This window comes from Thermus thermamylovorans (assembly GCF_004307015.1).
Classification (GTDB): domain Bacteria; phylum Deinococcota; class Deinococci; order Deinococcales; family Thermaceae; genus Thermus; species Thermus thermamylovorans.
In genome coordinates, this window is sequence record NZ_SIJL01000015.1 from 13,323 (window position 1) to 27,262 (window position 13,940).

Annotated in this window: 19 protein-coding genes and 1 tRNA gene; 8 read left to right on the forward strand and 12 right to left on the reverse strand. The window is 68.4% G+C overall.

Annotated elements, in window-relative coordinates; all coding sequences use genetic code 11:
- Positions 1–105: 105 nt before the first annotated feature.
- Genes ETP66_RS09865 through lpdA form a run of 6 tightly spaced genes read left to right on the forward strand, consistent with a single transcriptional unit; the run spans position 106 to position 5,434 of the window.
- Positions 106–1,209, forward strand: a complete 1,104-nt coding sequence (locus tag ETP66_RS09865; protein ID WP_130842466.1) for a thiamine pyrophosphate-dependent dehydrogenase E1 component subunit alpha — start codon at positions 106–108, stop codon at positions 1,207–1,209.
- Between the two features lie 10 nt (positions 1,210–1,219).
- On the forward strand, positions 1,220–2,194 hold the full coding sequence (locus tag ETP66_RS09870) for an alpha-ketoacid dehydrogenase subunit beta (RefSeq protein WP_130842467.1): 975 nt from the start codon (positions 1,220–1,222) through the stop codon (positions 2,192–2,194).
- A gap of 1 nt (position 2,195) precedes the next feature.
- Positions 2,196–2,405: a type II toxin-antitoxin system HicB family antitoxin gene (locus tag ETP66_RS09875; protein WP_038040548.1), complete on the forward strand. Its 210-nt coding sequence runs from the start codon at positions 2,196–2,198 to the stop codon at positions 2,403–2,405.
- Complete coding sequence (locus ETP66_RS09880; RefSeq protein ID WP_038040550.1) at positions 2,402–2,647, forward strand: type II toxin-antitoxin system HicA family toxin; 246 nt, start codon at positions 2,402–2,404, stop codon at positions 2,645–2,647. The genes ETP66_RS09875 and ETP66_RS09880 overlap by 4 nt, the downstream gene beginning before the upstream one ends.
- 8 nt (positions 2,648–2,655) lie before the next feature.
- Positions 2,656–4,038, forward strand: a complete 1,383-nt coding sequence (locus ETP66_RS09885) for a dihydrolipoamide acetyltransferase family protein (RefSeq protein ID WP_130842468.1) — start codon at positions 2,656–2,658, stop codon at positions 4,036–4,038.
- Between the two features lie 10 nt (positions 4,039–4,048).
- Positions 4,049–5,434, forward strand: a complete 1,386-nt coding sequence (lpdA, locus tag ETP66_RS09890; RefSeq protein WP_201738521.1) for a dihydrolipoyl dehydrogenase — start codon at positions 4,049–4,051, stop codon at positions 5,432–5,434.
- Positions 5,435–5,487: 53 nt separating this feature from the next.
- On the opposite strand, the gene ETP66_RS09895 is transcribed toward lpdA, so the two are convergent.
- Genes ETP66_RS09895 through lipB form a run of 6 tightly spaced genes read right to left on the reverse strand, consistent with a single transcriptional unit; the run spans position 5,488 to position 9,288 of the window.
- Positions 5,488–5,766: a branched-chain amino acid transport gene (locus tag ETP66_RS09895; protein WP_130842470.1), complete on the reverse strand. Its 279-nt coding sequence runs from the start codon at positions 5,764–5,766 to the stop codon at positions 5,488–5,490.
- On the reverse strand, positions 5,763–6,407 hold the full coding sequence (locus tag ETP66_RS09900) for an AzlC family ABC transporter permease (RefSeq protein ID WP_130842471.1): 645 nt from the start codon (positions 6,405–6,407) through the stop codon (positions 5,763–5,765). The genes ETP66_RS09895 and ETP66_RS09900 overlap by 4 nt, the downstream gene beginning before the upstream one ends.
- 2 nt (positions 6,408–6,409) lie before the next feature.
- Positions 6,410–7,279, reverse strand: coding sequence for an NAD(P)-dependent oxidoreductase (locus tag ETP66_RS09905; RefSeq protein ID WP_130842472.1), 870 nt, complete (start codon positions 7,277–7,279; stop codon positions 6,410–6,412).
- Between the two features lie 9 nt (positions 7,280–7,288).
- A complete protein-coding gene (locus ETP66_RS09910) occupies positions 7,289–7,660 on the reverse strand; it encodes a DUF3054 domain-containing protein (protein WP_130842473.1) in 372 nt (123 codons plus the stop codon).
- Positions 7,661–7,670: 10 nt separating this feature from the next.
- Positions 7,671–8,642 carry a lipoyl synthase gene (lipA, locus tag ETP66_RS09915; protein ID WP_130842474.1) on the reverse strand — a complete coding sequence of 324 codons (972 nt, stop codon included), beginning with the start codon at positions 8,640–8,642 and terminating at the stop codon, positions 7,671–7,673.
- Positions 8,626–9,288, reverse strand: coding sequence for a lipoyl(octanoyl) transferase LipB (gene lipB, locus ETP66_RS09920; protein ID WP_130842483.1), 663 nt, complete (start codon positions 9,286–9,288; stop codon positions 8,626–8,628). The genes lipA and lipB overlap by 17 nt, the downstream gene beginning before the upstream one ends.
- Positions 9,289–9,381: 93 nt before the next feature.
- Here lipB and ETP66_RS09925 point away from each other — a divergent pair, with 93 nt between their 5' ends.
- On the forward strand, positions 9,382–9,576 hold the full coding sequence (locus ETP66_RS09925) for a hypothetical protein (protein ID WP_130842475.1): 195 nt from the start codon (positions 9,382–9,384) through the stop codon (positions 9,574–9,576).
- 93 nt (positions 9,577–9,669) lie between these two features.
- Here ETP66_RS09925 and ETP66_RS09930 read toward each other — a convergent pair whose 3' ends face one another.
- Positions 9,670–10,497 (reverse strand): SDR family oxidoreductase, encoded by an 828-nt coding sequence (locus tag ETP66_RS09930; RefSeq protein ID WP_130842476.1) that lies wholly within the window; start codon positions 10,495–10,497, stop codon positions 9,670–9,672.
- 65 nt (positions 10,498–10,562) lie between these two features.
- Here ETP66_RS09930 and ETP66_RS09935 point away from each other — a divergent pair, with 65 nt between their 5' ends.
- Entirely contained in the window at positions 10,563–11,822 is a 1,260-nt protein-coding gene (locus ETP66_RS09935) for an alpha-hydroxy-acid oxidizing protein (RefSeq protein WP_130842477.1), read from the forward strand.
- 21 nt (positions 11,823–11,843) lie between these two features.
- On the opposite strand, the gene rplI is transcribed toward ETP66_RS09935, so the two are convergent.
- The 5 genes from rplI to ETP66_RS09960 form a co-directional block, all read right to left on the reverse strand.
- Positions 11,844–12,287, reverse strand: coding sequence for a 50S ribosomal protein L9 (gene rplI / locus ETP66_RS09940; RefSeq protein WP_130842478.1), 444 nt, complete (start codon positions 12,285–12,287; stop codon positions 11,844–11,846).
- Between the two features lie 9 nt (positions 12,288–12,296).
- Positions 12,297–12,572 (reverse strand): 30S ribosomal protein S18, encoded by a 276-nt coding sequence (rpsR, locus tag ETP66_RS09945; protein ID WP_130842479.1) that lies wholly within the window; start codon positions 12,570–12,572, stop codon positions 12,297–12,299.
- Positions 12,569–13,381, reverse strand: a complete 813-nt coding sequence (locus tag ETP66_RS09950; protein ID WP_130842480.1) for a single-stranded DNA-binding protein — start codon at positions 13,379–13,381, stop codon at positions 12,569–12,571. Before ETP66_RS09950 ends, rpsR begins: the two co-directional genes overlap by 4 nt.
- Before the next feature lie 9 nt (positions 13,382–13,390).
- Positions 13,391–13,696, reverse strand: coding sequence for a 30S ribosomal protein S6 (gene rpsF / locus ETP66_RS09955; RefSeq protein WP_130842481.1), 306 nt, complete (start codon positions 13,694–13,696; stop codon positions 13,391–13,393).
- 97 nt (positions 13,697–13,793) lie between these two features.
- Positions 13,794–13,869 (reverse strand) — tRNA-Asn (locus ETP66_RS09960).
- Positions 13,870–13,940 lie beyond the last annotated feature (71 nt).

Consider the following 13,940-nt stretch of genomic DNA (forward strand, 5'->3'; position numbering starts at 1 on the left):
CTCAGGGGTGAAGGGAAAGTGGGACCCAGCCCCACCCCCCTAGAGCCCAAAGCCCTTACCCAGGGCCGGCTCAAAAGGCGCCACAAGCGCGAGAGAGGAGGGTTTATGGTCAAGGACACCCACCGGTTTCCCCCCTTTACCCAGGAGCCCATAAGGCTCATCGGGGAAAAGGGAGAGTGGCTGGGGGATTTTCCCCTGGATCTGGACGAGGAGAAGCTTAAGCGCCTCTACCGGGACATGCTGGCGGCCCGGATGCTGGATGAGCGCTACACCATCCTCATCCGCACCGGCAAGACCAGCTTCATCGCCCCTTCGGCCGGGCACGAGGCCGCCCAGGTGGGCATCGCCCACGCCATCCGGAGGGGCTTTGACTGGGTCTTCCCCTACTACCGCGACCACGGCCTGGCCCTGGCCCTGGGCATCCCCCCCAAGGAGCTTTTCAGCCAGATGCTGGCCACCCTGGCCGACCCCAACAGGGGCCGCCAGATGCCCGAGCACCCGGGCTCCAAGGCCCTCAACTACTTCACCGTGGCCTCCCCCATCGCCTCCCACGTGCCCCCCGCCGCCGGGGCGGCCATCAGCATGAAGCTCCAGGGCACGGGCCAGGTGGCGGTCTGCACCTTCGGGGACGGGGCCACGAGTGAAGGGGACTGGTATGCAGGGATTAACTTCGCCGCCGTTCAAGGCGCCCCCGCGGTCTTCATCGCCGAGAACAACTTCTACGCCATCAGCGTGGACTACCGCCGCCAGACCCATAGCCCCACCCTCGCCGAAAAGGCCCACGCCTTCGGCATCCCCGGCTACCTGGTGGACGGCATGGACGTCCTGGCCTCCTACTACGTGGTGCGGGAAGCGGTGGAAAGGGCCCGCATGGGGGAGGGCCCGAGCCTGGTGGAGCTTCGGGTTTACCGCTACGGCCCCCACTCCTCCGCGGACGACGACAGCCGCTACCGCCCCAAGGAGGAGGTGGAGGCCTGGCGGAAACGGGACCCCATCCTCCGCTTCCAGCGCTTCCTGGAAGAGCGGGGTCTCTGGAACCTGGAGTGGGAGGAGCACCTGCAGGCGGAGATCCGCGCCGAGCTGGAGCGGGGCTTGAAGGAAGCCGAGGAGGCCGGCACCGTACCTCCCGAGTGGATGTTCGACGACGTCCTTGCGGAAAAGCCCTGGCACCTAAGGCGCCAGGAGGCCCTTCTCAAGGAAGAGCTTTAAGGAGGTCCCCATGGCCCTGATGACCATGGTGCAAGCCCTGAACCGGGCCCTGGACGAGGAGATGGCCCTGGACCCCCGGGTGGTGGTCCTGGGAGAGGATGTGGGCAAGAGGGGCGGGGTCTTCCTGGTGACGGAAGGCCTTTTGCAGAAGTACGGCCCCGACCGGGTCATGGACACCCCCCTTTCCGAGGCGGCCATCGTGGGAGCCGCCCTGGGCATGGCCGCCCACGGCCTAAGGCCTGTGGCCGAGATCCAGTTCGCCGACTACATCTTCCCCGGCTTCGACCAGCTGGTGAGCCAGGTGGCCAAGCTCCGCTACCGCTCCGGTGCTCAATTCACCGCCCCCCTGGTGGTGCGCATGCCCTCCGGGGGCGGGGTCAAGGGGGGGCACCACCACTCGCAAAGCCCCGAGGCCCATTTCGTCCACACCGCCGGGCTCAAGGTGGTGGCGGTTTCCACCCCTTACGACGCCAAGGGCCTCCTCAAGGCCGCCATCCGCGACGAGGACCCCGTGGTGTTCCTGGAGCCCAAAAGGCTTTACCGCTCGGTGAAGGAGGAGGTGCCGGAGGAGGACTACGTCCTGCCCCTGGGCAAGGCCGCCCTCCGGCGGGAGGGGAAGGACCTCACCCTCATCGGCTATGGCACGGTGATGCCCGAGGTCTTGCAGGCAGCCGAGGAGCTGGAAAAGGCAGGGGTCTCCGCCGAGGTTCTGGACCTGCGCACCCTCATGCCCTGGGACTACGAGGCGGTGATGGAGTCCGTGGCCAAGACGGGAAGGGCGGTGCTGGTCTCCGACGCCCCCCGGCACGCCAGCTTCGTGAGCGAGGTGGCGGCCACCATCGCCGAGGACCTCCTGGACATGCTCCTCGCCCCCCCCATCCGCGTCACCGGCTTCGACACCCCCTATCCCTACGCCCAGGACAAGCTCTACCTGCCCACCGTCACCCGCATCCTGAACGCCGCCAAGCGGGCGCTAGACTACTGATATGCCCAGGGAGCTCATCTTTTTGGTAGAAGAGGCGGACGAAGGAGGCTACGTGGCCCGGGCTTTGGGGGAGGGCATCTTTACCCAAGGGGAAACCTGGGAGGAGCTGAAGGAGATGGTCCGGGACGCGGTGCGCTGCCACTTCCCTGAAGGAGAAGCCCCGAAGATCATTCGCCTGCACTTCGTACGGGAGGAGGTCTTGGCCCCGTGAGGCTTCCCAGGGATCTGGAGGGAGAAGAGCTCGCCAAACGCCTTTCCCGTTTAGGGTACCGGGTCACGCGGCAGACGGGAAGCCACCTGCGCCTCACCTGGCGGGAAGGGGACCGGGAACACCATGTGACCATTCCCCTCCACCGTCCCCTCAAGCTGGGTACCCTGGCGGGGATCGTGAGGGAGATCGCCCAGGCACATAACCTGGCCCGGGAAGAACTTTTGGCAATCCTTGACCTCTGAGGAGGCTTATGCCTAGGGAAATCCTGATGCCCGAACTGGCCGAGAGCGTGGTGGAAGGCGAGATCCTCAAGTGGCTGGTGGAGGAAGGGGACCACCTCAAGAAGGACCAGCCCTTCGTGGAGGTGATGACCGACAAGGTCACCGTGGAGCTCCCCTCCCCTTACGAGGGGGTGCTCCTGAAGAAGCTGGCTAAGGAGGGAGACGTGGTGAAGGTCCACGCCCCCATCGCCCTCCTGGCGGAGCCTGGGGAGGCGGTGGCCGGGGTGAGGGAAGCCCCCCCCGTGCAAGCGGTGGAGGAGCGCTCCATCGTGGAACCCGGGCTTCCCCCAAAGGAGGAAAAGGAGGACCTCTCCCTCTTCAAGCCCGACACCGCCCAGGTGGCGGTGAAAAACCCTTTTCTCCAGGAAACCAAGCCCAAGGAAGAGGCTAGGCCCCAAGGCCGGGTGCTGGCGGTTCCCGCCGCCAGGAAGCTGGCCCGGGAGCTGGGGATTCCCCTCGAGGAGGTGCCGGGCTCCGGGCCCTTGGGCCGGGTGCGGGTGGAGGACGTCAAGGCCTACGCGGAAAGGCAGGCGGCCAAACCTGCGCCCGCCCCCGCGCCCGCTCCGGAGGTCCCCCGGGAAGCCCCGCCCGCCCCGGCCCCCGGCTTCCCGCCCCCGCCCCGCTACGTACCCCCCAAGGGCTACGAGGGCTTGGAGGAAAGGGTCCCCCTTAGGGGCATCCGCCGCACCATCGCCCAGGGGCTTTGGCAGAGCCACCTCTACACCGTGCGCACCCTGAACGTGGACGAGGCCGACCTCACGGAGCTGGTGGCCCTCCGCGAGCGCCTCAAGCCCGAGGCCGAGCGCCAGGGGGTGAAGCTCACCTACCTGCCCTTCATCTTCAAGGCGGTGGTGCGGGCCCTGAAGAAGTACCCCATGCTGAACACCAGCCTGGACGAGGAAAGGCAGGAGATCGTCTACAAGCGCTACTACCACATCGGCCTGGCGGTGGCCACGGAAAGGGGCCTCATCGTCCCCGTGGTGCGGGACGCGGACCGGAAGAGCGTGCTGGAGCTGGCCCAGGAGATCGCCGAGCTTTCTGCCAAGGCCCGGGAGGGGCGGCTCGCCCCGGAGGAGGTCACGGGCTCCACCTTCACCGTCACCAACATCGGCGCCGTGGGCGCCCTCATGAGCTTCCCCATCATCAACGTGCCCGACGCCGCCATCCTGGGGGTCCACTCCATCCGCAAGCGCCCCTGGGTGATGCCGGATGGCTCCATAGAGGCGCGGGACATCATGTACCTCTCCCTCTCCTTCGACCACCGCCTGGTGGACGGGGCCGAGGCGGCCTCCTTCACCCGCGAGGTGATCCGGCTTTTGGAGAACCCCGACCTCCTCCTTCTGGAAATGTAGGATGGACCCCATGACGACCTACGACCTGATCGTGATCGGCACCGGCCCCGGAGGCTACCACGCCGCCATCCGGGGAGCCCAGCTCGGCCTGAAGGTGCTGGCGGTGGAGGCCGGCGAGGTGGGCGGGGTATGCCTGAACGTGGGGTGCATCCCCACCAAAGCCCTTCTGCACGCGGCGGAAACCCTCCACCACCTCAAGGTGGCCGAGGGCTTCGGGGTGAAGGCGAGCCCCGAGGTGGACCTCAAGAAGCTGGCCGCCTGGCGGGAGAGCGTGGTGAAGCGGCTCACCGGGGGCGTGGCGGGGCTTTTGAAGGGCAACCGGGTGGAGCTTGTGCGGGGCTTCGCCCGCTTCGCGGGGCCTAAGGAGATCGAGGTGAATGGGGAGCGCTACGGGGGAAAAAGCGTCATCGTGGCCACGGGGAGCGAGCCCGCGGCCCTCAAGGGCTTCCCCTTCGGCGAGGACATTTGGGACTCCACCCGGGCCCTAAAGGTGGAAGAGGGCATCCCCAAGCGCCTCCTGGTGATCGGGGGCGGGGCGGTGGGCCTGGAGTTCGGGCAGATCTTCCACCGCCTGGGCTCGCAGGTGACCCTGATCGAGTACATGCCCGAGATCCTCCCGGCAAGCGACCCCGAGACCGCCGCCCTGTTGCGCAAGGCCCTGGAGAAGGAAGGCATCCGGGTGCGCACCGGCACCAAGGCCGTGGGCTACGAGAAGAAGCAAGATGGCCTCCACGTCACCCTAGAGCCCGCCCAGGGGGGCCAGGGGGAAACCCTGGTGGTGGACAAAATCCTGGTGGCCGTGGGCCGCAGGCCCCGCACGGAAGGGCTTGGCCTGGAAAAGGCCGGGGTAAAGGTGGACGAACGGGGCTTCATCCAGGTGAACGCCCGCATGGAAACCTCGGCCCCCGGGGTCTACGCCATCGGCGACGTGGCCCGTCCCCCCCTCCTGGCCCACAAGGCCATGCGGGAGGGCCTGGTGGCCGCAGAAAACGCCGCGGGCAAGGCCAGCGCCTTCGACTACCAGGTGCCCAGCGTGGTCTACACCTCCCCCGAGTGGGCCGGGGTGGGCCTCACCGAGGAGGAGGCCAAGAAGGCGGGCTATAAGGTGAAGGTGGGGAAGTTCCCCCTTTCCGCCAGCGGCCGGGCCCTTACCCTGGGGGGGGCGGAGGGCCTCATCAAGGTGGTGGGGGATGAGGAAACCGACCTCCTTCTTGGGGTCTTCGTGGTGGGGCCCCAGGCGGGGGAGCTCATCGCCGAGGCCACCCTGGCCCTGGAGATGGGGGCCACGGTCTCCGACCTGGGGCTCACCGTCCACGCCCACCCCACCCTCTCCGAGGGGCTCATGGAGGCGGCGGAGGCCCTCCACAAGCAGGCCATCCACATCCTGAACCGTTGACCCAACCCAGAGTCCCTTGGCGTTCCCGGTGGGGCTTCTGCCCCACCGGACCTTTAAAAGCCCAGGGCCCCGAGAAGCCCGTAAAGCCCCGCCCCCAGGAAGACGGCCACGCCCAGGTTCCCGGTGAGCCTAAGCCCCAGATAAGTGCCCAGGAGGGCGAGCCCCGCCCGGAGCCACTCCGGGGAAGGCGGGGGGGAGAAGGCGGAGACCAGGAAAAGGGCCACCACCAGGGCGGGTCCCGCCTGGCCCGTCGGCACCCTCCTCTCCCCCCGCCAGGGCAGGAAGCGCAGGAGGAAGGTGCCCAGGGCCAGGAGGAGGAGGGCTAGGGTCATGGCCTCCCCCCCTTCCCCGGCCAGAGGAACCCGATGACCCCCGCCAGGAAAAGCCCCCAGGCGGTCTGCCCCAGGAGGTGGAGGGCCAAAGCCGCCCCGCCCGCGAGAAGGGCCGCGGGGTTTTTCAGGTGGGGCAGGGCCAGGAGAAGAAACAGGGCAGGAAGGGCGAAGGCGAGAGCCTCCCCCACCCCGGGCCAGGCGAGAAGCCCCTGCCCCCCCAAGGCCCCCAGGAAGGTGCCCAGGTTCCAGGAAAGGTAGGCCCCTAAGCCCAGGCCCAGGAAGTAGCCCCGCCGCTCCCCCGGGGGGAGGCCGGGGAGGGCCCTTAGGGCCAGGGCGAAGACCTCGTCGGTGAGGAGGAAGGCTTCCAGGGGACCTCCTTTAAGGTAGGGCCTGAGGGCCGGGCCGTAGAAGGCGTGGCGCAGGTTGAGGAGGAGGCCCAAGGTGGCCGCCAAAAGGGGCGGCACCCCCTGGGCCAGAAGCCCCACCAGGGCGAACTGGCTGGCCCCGGCGAAGACCAGGAGGGAGGTGAGCTGAATCCAAAGGTAGCCAAGCCCCGCCTGGGCCCCCAGGGCACCGAAGGCCACGGCCACGGGGAAGTAGCCCAGGACGATGGGCCAGGCGGCCTGCAGGCCCTCCTTCATCCCTACCGGATCTCCACCCCGCCCCAGCGCTCCAAGAGCTTCAGGGCCTCCACGTGGTCGGCCTCGGGGCCGAGTTCCCTTCTGGCCATCTCGTAGACCTCCCGGGTGAGGCGGAGGAGGGGGCTTGGGGCCTTTTCCCCGTCCAGGACCCCCATGGCGATCCCCAGATCCTTCACCAAAAGGCCCAGGGCGAAGGTCTTGGGGAAGGCCCGGGTGAGAACCCGCTCGGGGATGAGGTTTTCCGTGGCGTTGGAGCGGCCGCTGGAGGCGTTGATGACCTCGAGGGCCTTCTCCGCGGCAACCCCCTGCCGCACCAGGGCCAAAAGCCCCTCCCCCGCCGCCCAGAGGTTCACCGCCAGGAGGGCGTTGTTGATGGCCTTCACCGCGTGCCCCGCCCCCACGGGCCCCACGTGGACCACCTTCTTGGCGTAGGCCAGGTAGGGCTTCACGGCCTCCACCGCCGCCTCTGGCCCCCCCAGCATCACCGTGAGGGTACCCCGCTCGGCCCCAAGGGTCCCGCCGGAAACCGGGGCGTCCAGGTAGACCACACCCCGTTCCAAAAGGCGCTCCGCCAGAAGCCGGCTTCCCTCGGGCTCGCCGCTGGTGGCGTCCACCCAGTAGGTGCCGGGCCTAAGGTGGGGCAGGAGGGCCTCCGCCACCTCGGCCACCTCCTTGGTGGTGGGGAGGCAGGTGAAGATCACCTCGGCCTCGGCCACCCCTTCCAGGGGGACCGCCTTGGAGCCGTGCTCCTCCTGGTGCCTTAGGGCCTTGGCGAAGGTGCGGTTCCAGACCAGGGTGGGAAACCTTTTGGCCAGATGGGCGGCCATGGGGTAGCCCATGGCCCCAAGGCCGAGGAAGGCCACCTTTTCCATGCCCCCTTTTTACCAGAGCCTGAGGAGCTTAGCCAGGCCCCGGAAGAGGAGGAGGAAGAGAAGGCTGAAGCCCATGGCCACGGCAAGGAAGATGAGGAAGCCCATTCCGAAGGCCCCCCCAAAGACCATCTGCCTAAGCCAAAGCCCCGCGGGGAAGGCGAGGGCCCAGGTGAGAAGGAGGTTATTCCAGGTGGGCCTGCGGTAGGTGCCGAGGAAGGGGGCAAGCAGGAGCCAGACGAAGAGGACGGGGAGTACATTGCGGGCCAGGCCCTCCAGGGTGATGGGGAGGCCGTGGGACCAAAGGCCGGCCCCGGCGAAGAGGAGGAGGGCCAGGAGGTCCAGGAGGAAGAGGGGGGTGGCGGGCTTGCGGCTTGCGGTCATGCCTTCCCCCTCAGCGGGCGGTGGCCTCCAGGAACACCCGGTCCGCCCGGTAGGAGCTCCGCACCAGGGGCCCGGCGAAGACCTCCTTAAAGCCGAGCTCGTACCCCCAGGCCTCGTACCGCCGGAAGTCCTCGGGGGGCACGTAGCGCGCCACGGGCAGGTGGGCCGGGGTGGGGCGCAGGTACTGGCCCAGGGTGAGGATGTCCACCCCCGCCGCCCGCAGGTCCCGCATGGCCTCGAGGATCTCCGCCTCCGTTTCCCCCAGGCCCAGCATGAGGCTAGACTTGGTGAGGACCTTCGGGCGGTAGCCCTTGGCGTGGGCCAAAACCTTCAGGGTCTGCTCGTACCCCGCGCGGGGGTCCCGCACCCTGGGGGTGAGGCGGCGCACGGTTTCCAGGTTCTGGGCGTAGACCTCAGGCCCCGCGTCCAAAACCGTTTCCACCGCCTTTAGGTCCCCCTGGAAGTCGGGGGTGAGGGCCTCCACCAGGACCCCAGGGGCCTTTTCCTTGATGGCCCTTATGGTGGCGGCAAAGTGGCCCGCCCCGCCGTCGGGGAGGTCGTCCCGGTCCACGCTGGTGAGGACCACGTAGCGGATATGGAGCCTGCGGATGGCCTCGGCCACCCGCTGGGGCTCCTCGGGGTCCACGATCCCCTTGGGGTTCCCCGTGTCCACAGCGCAGAACTTGCAGGCCCTTGTGCAGACGCTTCCCAGGAGCATCACCGTGAGGGTGCCGTGGGTCCAGCACTCCCCCACGTTGGGGCAAAGGGCCTCCTGGCAGACGGTGTGGAGCTTAAGCTCCTCCACCGTATGCTTCAGGGCCTGGTACTTGGCCCCCGTGGGCAGGGTGGCCCGGAGCCAGGCGGGCTTGTGGCGGTCCACGGGCTCGGGCCGGGCCTTGCTCAAGCCGTGTTTCACCACCTTGAGCTCAATCACCTCCCCCGTGGGGGCGAGGAGCTCCACCGTTTCAAACTTGGGCCTCATGCCGTTCCTCCCTGTAGCGGGGCTCCATGCCGAACACCTGGGCCAAGGCTTCCACCACCCGCCCCTTGGCCTCGGGCATGGGCACCCTGCGGCCCAGAAGCCTCTCCAAAGAGGTCACCCCCTTGCCCTGGAGGCCGCAGGGGATGATCACGGAAAAGTCGTTGAGGTCGGTGGACACGTTCAGGGCGAAGCCGTGAAAGCTGACCTCCTCCTTCACCGCCACCCCGATGGCGCAGAGCTTGTCCTCCCCCACCCAGACCCCCGCGTACCCCGGGGTGGGGTAGGCCTTTAGGCCGTAACTGGCCGCCACCCGCACCATGGCCTCCTCGATCTGGCGCAGGAAGCGGCGCACCTCCCGGCCTACGGGAAAGATGGGGTAGCCCACCAGCTGCCCCGGGCCGTGGTAAGTCACGTCCCCGCCCCGCTCCACCCAGTAGAGCTCAAAGCCGTTTTCCCGGTACCAGCTTTCCGGGAAGAGCAGGTTCTCCCCCGTGGCCTTCCGGCCCAGGGTGATCACCCGGGGGTGCTCCAGGAGGAGGAGGGTGGGGGGGCGCTTTCCCCGCACCACCTCGCTGTGCACCCGCTTTTGGTACGCCCAGGCCTCCCCGTAGGGCAAAAGGCCGAGGTCCTCCACCCAGAACTCCACGCCCTTAAGCATACGCCAGCCGGGCGGATAGGGGCCGGGGAGGGCCACAAAGTCCTTGACCAGAACCTGACCTGAGCCGAGCACCCTGAGGACATGGGTACGGAAAACCGCCTGGAAATGCTCCTGGAGCTGGAACCGGAGTCCATGGACCCCTCCCTGGCCGAACGGCTCCTGGACGAGGTGCTCGCGGTGCTGCGCCAACACCTCCCGGTGCGGGCCCTCGAGGCCCGGCTGGAGCGGCGGGGCGACCACGTGGTGCTCCTGGCCGCGGTGGAACTCGCCTCCTAAGAAGGCAGGGGGTTGCCCCAGCGCATAAGGAAGAAAGGCGAGGCTTAGGGCCTTTCTGGGGCCCCCGTGGTGGCGCAAGCCACGGCGGGACACCTAGACCCCCAAGGCCCGGGCTAAAAGCTGGTCCCGCAAGGGGGTGGGGAGCAGGCGCAGAAAAAGGGTCTGCCAGGCCCTTTCCCGCCTGGCCACCAGGTAGCGGGCCCGGGGCCTTGGGCTTTCCAGGGCGTGGAGCACCGCCTCCGCCACCCTTTCCGGGGGAAGTCCCCGCCTCGCGTTCCTCCGGGCCATCCTCCGGGCCACCTCCAGGTAGCGCCCGTAGACCTCCTCCGTACCGGAAGGGGGTGGGAGCAGGTAGCCCTCCGCCGCCCGTTCCGAGCGCTCCCAGATGGGGGTGGCCACGGAGCCGGGCTCGATGAGGATCACCCGTACCCCAAAGGGCTTTAGCTCCACCCTTAGGGCGTCGGCCAGGGCCTCGAGGGCGAACTTGCTGGCGGCGTAGGGCCCCATGAGGGGGAGGGCCAAGAGGCCGGAGACCGAGCCCATGAGGACCACCCGCCCCCGGCCCCCCCGCAGGAGGGGCAGGAAAGCCTGCACCGTGGCGTGCACCCCCAAGAGGTTCACCTCCAAGGCCTGCCGGAAGGCGGAGGGGGGTACCAGCTCCAAGGGCCCCGCCACCGCCACCCCCGCATTGGCCACCAGGCCGAAAAGCCCCTTTTCCCGAAGGGCTTCCCGCGCCCGGAGGAGGTCTTCCTCCCGGGTCACGTCCAGGAGGAGGGGCTCCACCCCCAGGGCCCTTAGGCGCTCTGCGTCCTCCCCCTTGCGCACCCCGCCGTGGACCCGGTACCCCCTGGCGGCAAGGAGCCGGGCCGTAGCCAGGCCGATGCCGCTCCCGGCCCCGGTGATGAGGACGCTCCCGGCCATTTGCACCCAGTTTACAATCTCCGGCCCAAGCGGGTAGAATCTCCCCGAAATCCCAAGGGGGCAGCATGATCGGCAGAAGGGTGCAGCAGCGGATCTACCTGGAAGGGCTTTGGGGTAGGAAACCCCCGGTGCCCGTCCACCCAGAGGGCTTAGAGGAGGCGGCACGCAGGCGGATGTCCCCCGAGGCCTGGGCCTACGTGGCGGGAGGGGCGGGTCTGGAGCGCACCATGGCGGCGAACCGCGCGGCCTTTGACCGTTACCGCCTCCTGCCCCGCATGCTCCGCGGGGCAAAGCCCCCGGCCCTCGAGGTGGCCCTCTGGGGAAAGAACTGGGCCGCCCCCCTGTTCCTGGCCCCCATCGGGGTCCTGGAGCTGGCCCACCCCCGGGCGGAGCTGGCCGCAGTCCGGGCCGCGGCCCAAAGGGGCCTTCCCTTCATGGTTTCCAACCAAAGCTCCTACCCCTTGGAGCAGGTGGTGGAGGCAGCCCGTTCGGTGAACCCGGAAGCGGCCGTCTTCTTCCAGCTCTACCACTCCAGCGACCCCCGGGTGGTGGGAAGCTTCCTCCGCCGGGCGGAGGCCGCGGGGTGCGCGGGGGTGGTCCTCACCGTGGACACGGTGCAGCTCGGCTGGCGGCCCCGGGACCTGGACCTGGGCCACCTGCCCTTCCTCAAGGGGCAGGGCCTGGCCCAGTACCTGAGCGACCCCGCCTTCCTGGCCAGCCTGGAGGAGCCGGTGGAGGGGCCCGCCCTGCGCCCCCGCCCGAGCCTTGCCCTTCTCCGCGCCCTTCTGGACTTGCGCCGGGCCGGGGAAAGGGTAGGAGTACGGAAGCTTTCCCGTCTTCTTAAAGGGGTGCGCCGCTTCGTGGCCACCTATTCCTTCCCCGAGCTCTCCTGGGAGGAGGTGCGGCGGGTGCGGGAGGCCACCCCCTTACCCCTCCTCCTCAAGGGCCTCCTCCACCCCGAGGACGCGGCCCAGGCGGGGGCGCTGGGGGTGGACGGGGTCTACGTCTCCAACCACGGGGGCCGGCAGGTGGACGGGGAGGTGGCGGCCCTCGAGGCCCTCCCCGGGGTGGTAGAGGCCGTGGGGGGCCGGGTCCCGGTGCTCCTGGACAGCGGGGTCCGCACCGGGGCCGATGCGGTCAAGGCTCTGGCCCTGGGGGCCAAGGCGGTGGGGCTGGGGCGGCCCTACGTCTATGGCTTGGCCCTCCGAGGGGAGGAAGGGGTGGGGGCGGTCTTGGACCATTTCCTGGCCGAGCTGGAGCTCACCCTGGCCCTCTTAGGGGTGAAAAGCTTAGAGGAGGTGGGACCCCACCTCCTCGCCTCCTAGAGGCGGCCTGCCGGACTCCCCTTACTGGGCCACCACGCTCACCTTCACCTGGATGGGCACCTCGGGGTGGGGCTTGTAGGTGAGGATGTACTCCCCCAGCTCCTTGATGGGCCTTTCCAGCCCCAGGCGCTTGGGGTCGATGGCGATGCCGTGCTGGCGGGAAAGGGCCTCGGCCACGTCCTTGGCGGTCACCGAGCCGTAGATCTTGTTCTCCCCCGCCCGCACCGGGATGGTGAGGGTGAGGTTCTCCAGGATCTCCTTCAGGCGCTCGGCCTCCGCCTTCCTTTCCGCCAGGCGCTTGGCCTGGGCGCGGATCTTGGCCTGAAGGGCCTTCAGGTTGCTCTCCGTGGCCAAGACCGCCAGGCCCCGGGGCAGGAGGTAGTTCTTGGCGTAGCCGGGCTTCACCCGCACCACCTGGCCCACGTCGCCCAGGTTCTCCAGGGGTTCCAGGAGGATGACCTTCATGCGCACCCCCTACTTGCGCACCAGCTTCTCCGTGAAGGGGAGAAGCCCCAGGATCCGGGCCCGCTTGATGGTGCGGGCGAGGATCCTTTGCTCCTTGGCGGTAAGCCCCGTGCGGCGGCGGGGCAGGATCTTCCCCGTTTCCGACAGGAACCTCTTCAACACCTCCACGTTGCGGTAGTCCCTAAGGTCGAACTCCCCCAGGCTGGCCTTGACCTTGGCCTTCCGGGAGGGGCGCCTCGGCGCCTCTTTTACCGCCTTCTTGGGTTTAGCGTTCTTGGCGTTCAAAACGGCAAATCCTCCTCCGGCGGGAAGTCTTCCAGTCCCTCGTCGATGTCCACCCCACCCGTCTGGACAGGGCGCTTGGCCTCCTGGGGCCTGCTTCCGCCGGCTTGCGCAGGCCCACGGGTGGGGCGCTCCAGGCGCAGGGCTTCCACGCGTGTCTGGTAGCGCCTTTCGCCGCTGGAGCTCGTCCAGGAGTCGTTCACCAAACGGCCGATGACCAGAAGCCCATCCCCTCGCTTGAGCTCAGCGGCCCACTCGGCCAGGTCGCGCCAGGCCTGGACCTCGATGAAGTGGGTCCTTTCCTCCTCAGCCCCTTGGCGAAGGCGGCGCTCGTTCACCGCCAGGCCGAGCCGCGCCACCGCCGTTCCCTGGGGGGTGTAGCGGAGCTCGGAATCCCGGGTGAGGTTGCCCATGAGGACCACCTGGTTGAGGGCGCGGCGGAGACGGGGCTGGCCCCGGGCGTCCTCCAGGGTTTCCCGGCCCCGCCCTTCCAGGGGATCGATAAAGTCTGCCCGGATCTGCACCTCGCTGCGCTTTTCCCCTTCCCGCTCCCACTGGCGGTACTCCAGGCGTCCTTCCACGAAGAGGAGCTGGCCTCTTTCCAGGACATCCCCCCACATCTCCGCCTGGCGGCCCAGGAGCCGTACCCGATGGTACCAGGGGATCTCCCGCTCCTGGCCAGCCTCGTCGGTGAGGGTGTCTTGGCCCGCCAGGTTGAGGTCCAGGATGGCCATGCCCCCCGGGGTGTAACGCATGTCGGGGCGGCCGGTCAGGGTGCCAATGAGGAATACGCGGTTCAGGCCTCTGGCCATAGGGAAAGTTTACCCCTTAGCGAGGAAGGGCTCCTGGGCCTTGACGATCATGACCCGGCGCACGTTGTCGCGGAGGCGGAGTTCCCGGGCCAAGCCGTTCACCCGTTCCTCAGGGAGCTCCACCCGGTACCACAGGAAGTAGCCTTGGGTGTCCTTAGCGATGGGGTAGGCCAGGCGGCGCGTCCCCCACTCTTCAGCCTTCTCCACCCTGGCCCCGTGGGCCTCGAGGGCCTTCCCGATGATCTCCTTCTCCAGAGCAAGCTGGGTCTGGTCCAGGTTGGGGCTCAGGACGACGTTTACCTCGTATTTGCGCATCTCCACCTCCCTTCCGGGCCCGGCAGGCCGCACGAAGGTTGATTATACCCCCTTCCCTCCCCAAATAAAAGACCCAGGGGGCCCTGAGGCCCCCATCTGGCTCCGCGGGCAGGACTCGAACCTGCGACCAACCGGTTAACAGCCGGCCGCTCTACCAGCTGAGCTACCGCGGACCGACCGCAGTAGCAACTATAACAAGGGTTCAGAGGTAACGTCAAGGTGTGTAATTGGCCACCACATTTGA

What these genes read in the sequence shown, in the direction of transcription:
- ETP66_RS09885 (WP_130842468.1), top strand. Translation starts at nt 2,656, where the DNA reads ATGCCTAGGGAAATCCTGATGCCCGAACTGGCCGAGAGCGTGGTGGAA.
- ETP66_RS09950 (WP_130842480.1), bottom strand. Translation starts at nt 13,381, where the DNA reads ATGGCCAGAGGCCTGAACCGCGTATTCCTCATTGGCACCCTGACCGGC.
- rplI (WP_130842478.1), bottom strand. Translation starts at nt 12,287, where the DNA reads ATGAAGGTCATCCTCCTGGAACCCCTGGAGAACCTGGGCGACGTGGGC.
- ETP66_RS09930 (WP_130842476.1), bottom strand. Translation starts at nt 10,497, where the DNA reads ATGGCCGGGAGCGTCCTCATCACCGGGGCCGGGAGCGGCATCGGCCTG.
- ETP66_RS09900 (WP_130842471.1), bottom strand. Translation starts at nt 6,407, where the DNA reads ATGAAGGAGGGCCTGCAGGCCGCCTGGCCCATCGTCCTGGGCTACTTC.
- lpdA (WP_201738521.1), top strand. Translation starts at nt 4,049, where the DNA reads ATGACGACCTACGACCTGATCGTGATCGGCACCGGCCCCGGAGGCTAC.
- ETP66_RS09895 (WP_130842470.1), bottom strand. Translation starts at nt 5,766, where the DNA reads ATGACCCTAGCCCTCCTCCTCCTGGCCCTGGGCACCTTCCTCCTGCGC.
- ETP66_RS09875 (WP_038040548.1), top strand. Translation starts at nt 2,196, where the DNA reads ATGCCCAGGGAGCTCATCTTTTTGGTAGAAGAGGCGGACGAAGGAGGC.
- ETP66_RS09935 (WP_130842477.1), top strand. Translation starts at nt 10,563, where the DNA reads ATGATCGGCAGAAGGGTGCAGCAGCGGATCTACCTGGAAGGGCTTTGG.
- ETP66_RS09870 (WP_130842467.1), top strand. Translation starts at nt 1,220, where the DNA reads ATGGCCCTGATGACCATGGTGCAAGCCCTGAACCGGGCCCTGGACGAG.
- lipA (WP_130842474.1), bottom strand. Translation starts at nt 8,642, where the DNA reads ATGAGGCCCAAGTTTGAAACGGTGGAGCTCCTCGCCCCCACGGGGGAG.
- ETP66_RS09905 (WP_130842472.1), bottom strand. Translation starts at nt 7,279, where the DNA reads ATGGAAAAGGTGGCCTTCCTCGGCCTTGGGGCCATGGGCTACCCCATG.
- ETP66_RS09910 (WP_130842473.1), bottom strand. Translation starts at nt 7,660, where the DNA reads ATGACCGCAAGCCGCAAGCCCGCCACCCCCCTCTTCCTCCTGGACCTC.
- ETP66_RS09925 (WP_130842475.1), top strand. Translation starts at nt 9,382, where the DNA reads ATGGGTACGGAAAACCGCCTGGAAATGCTCCTGGAGCTGGAACCGGAG.
- rpsF (WP_130842481.1), bottom strand. Translation starts at nt 13,696, where the DNA reads ATGCGCAAATACGAGGTAAACGTCGTCCTGAGCCCCAACCTGGACCAG.
- ETP66_RS09865 (WP_130842466.1), top strand. Translation starts at nt 106, where the DNA reads ATGGTCAAGGACACCCACCGGTTTCCCCCCTTTACCCAGGAGCCCATA.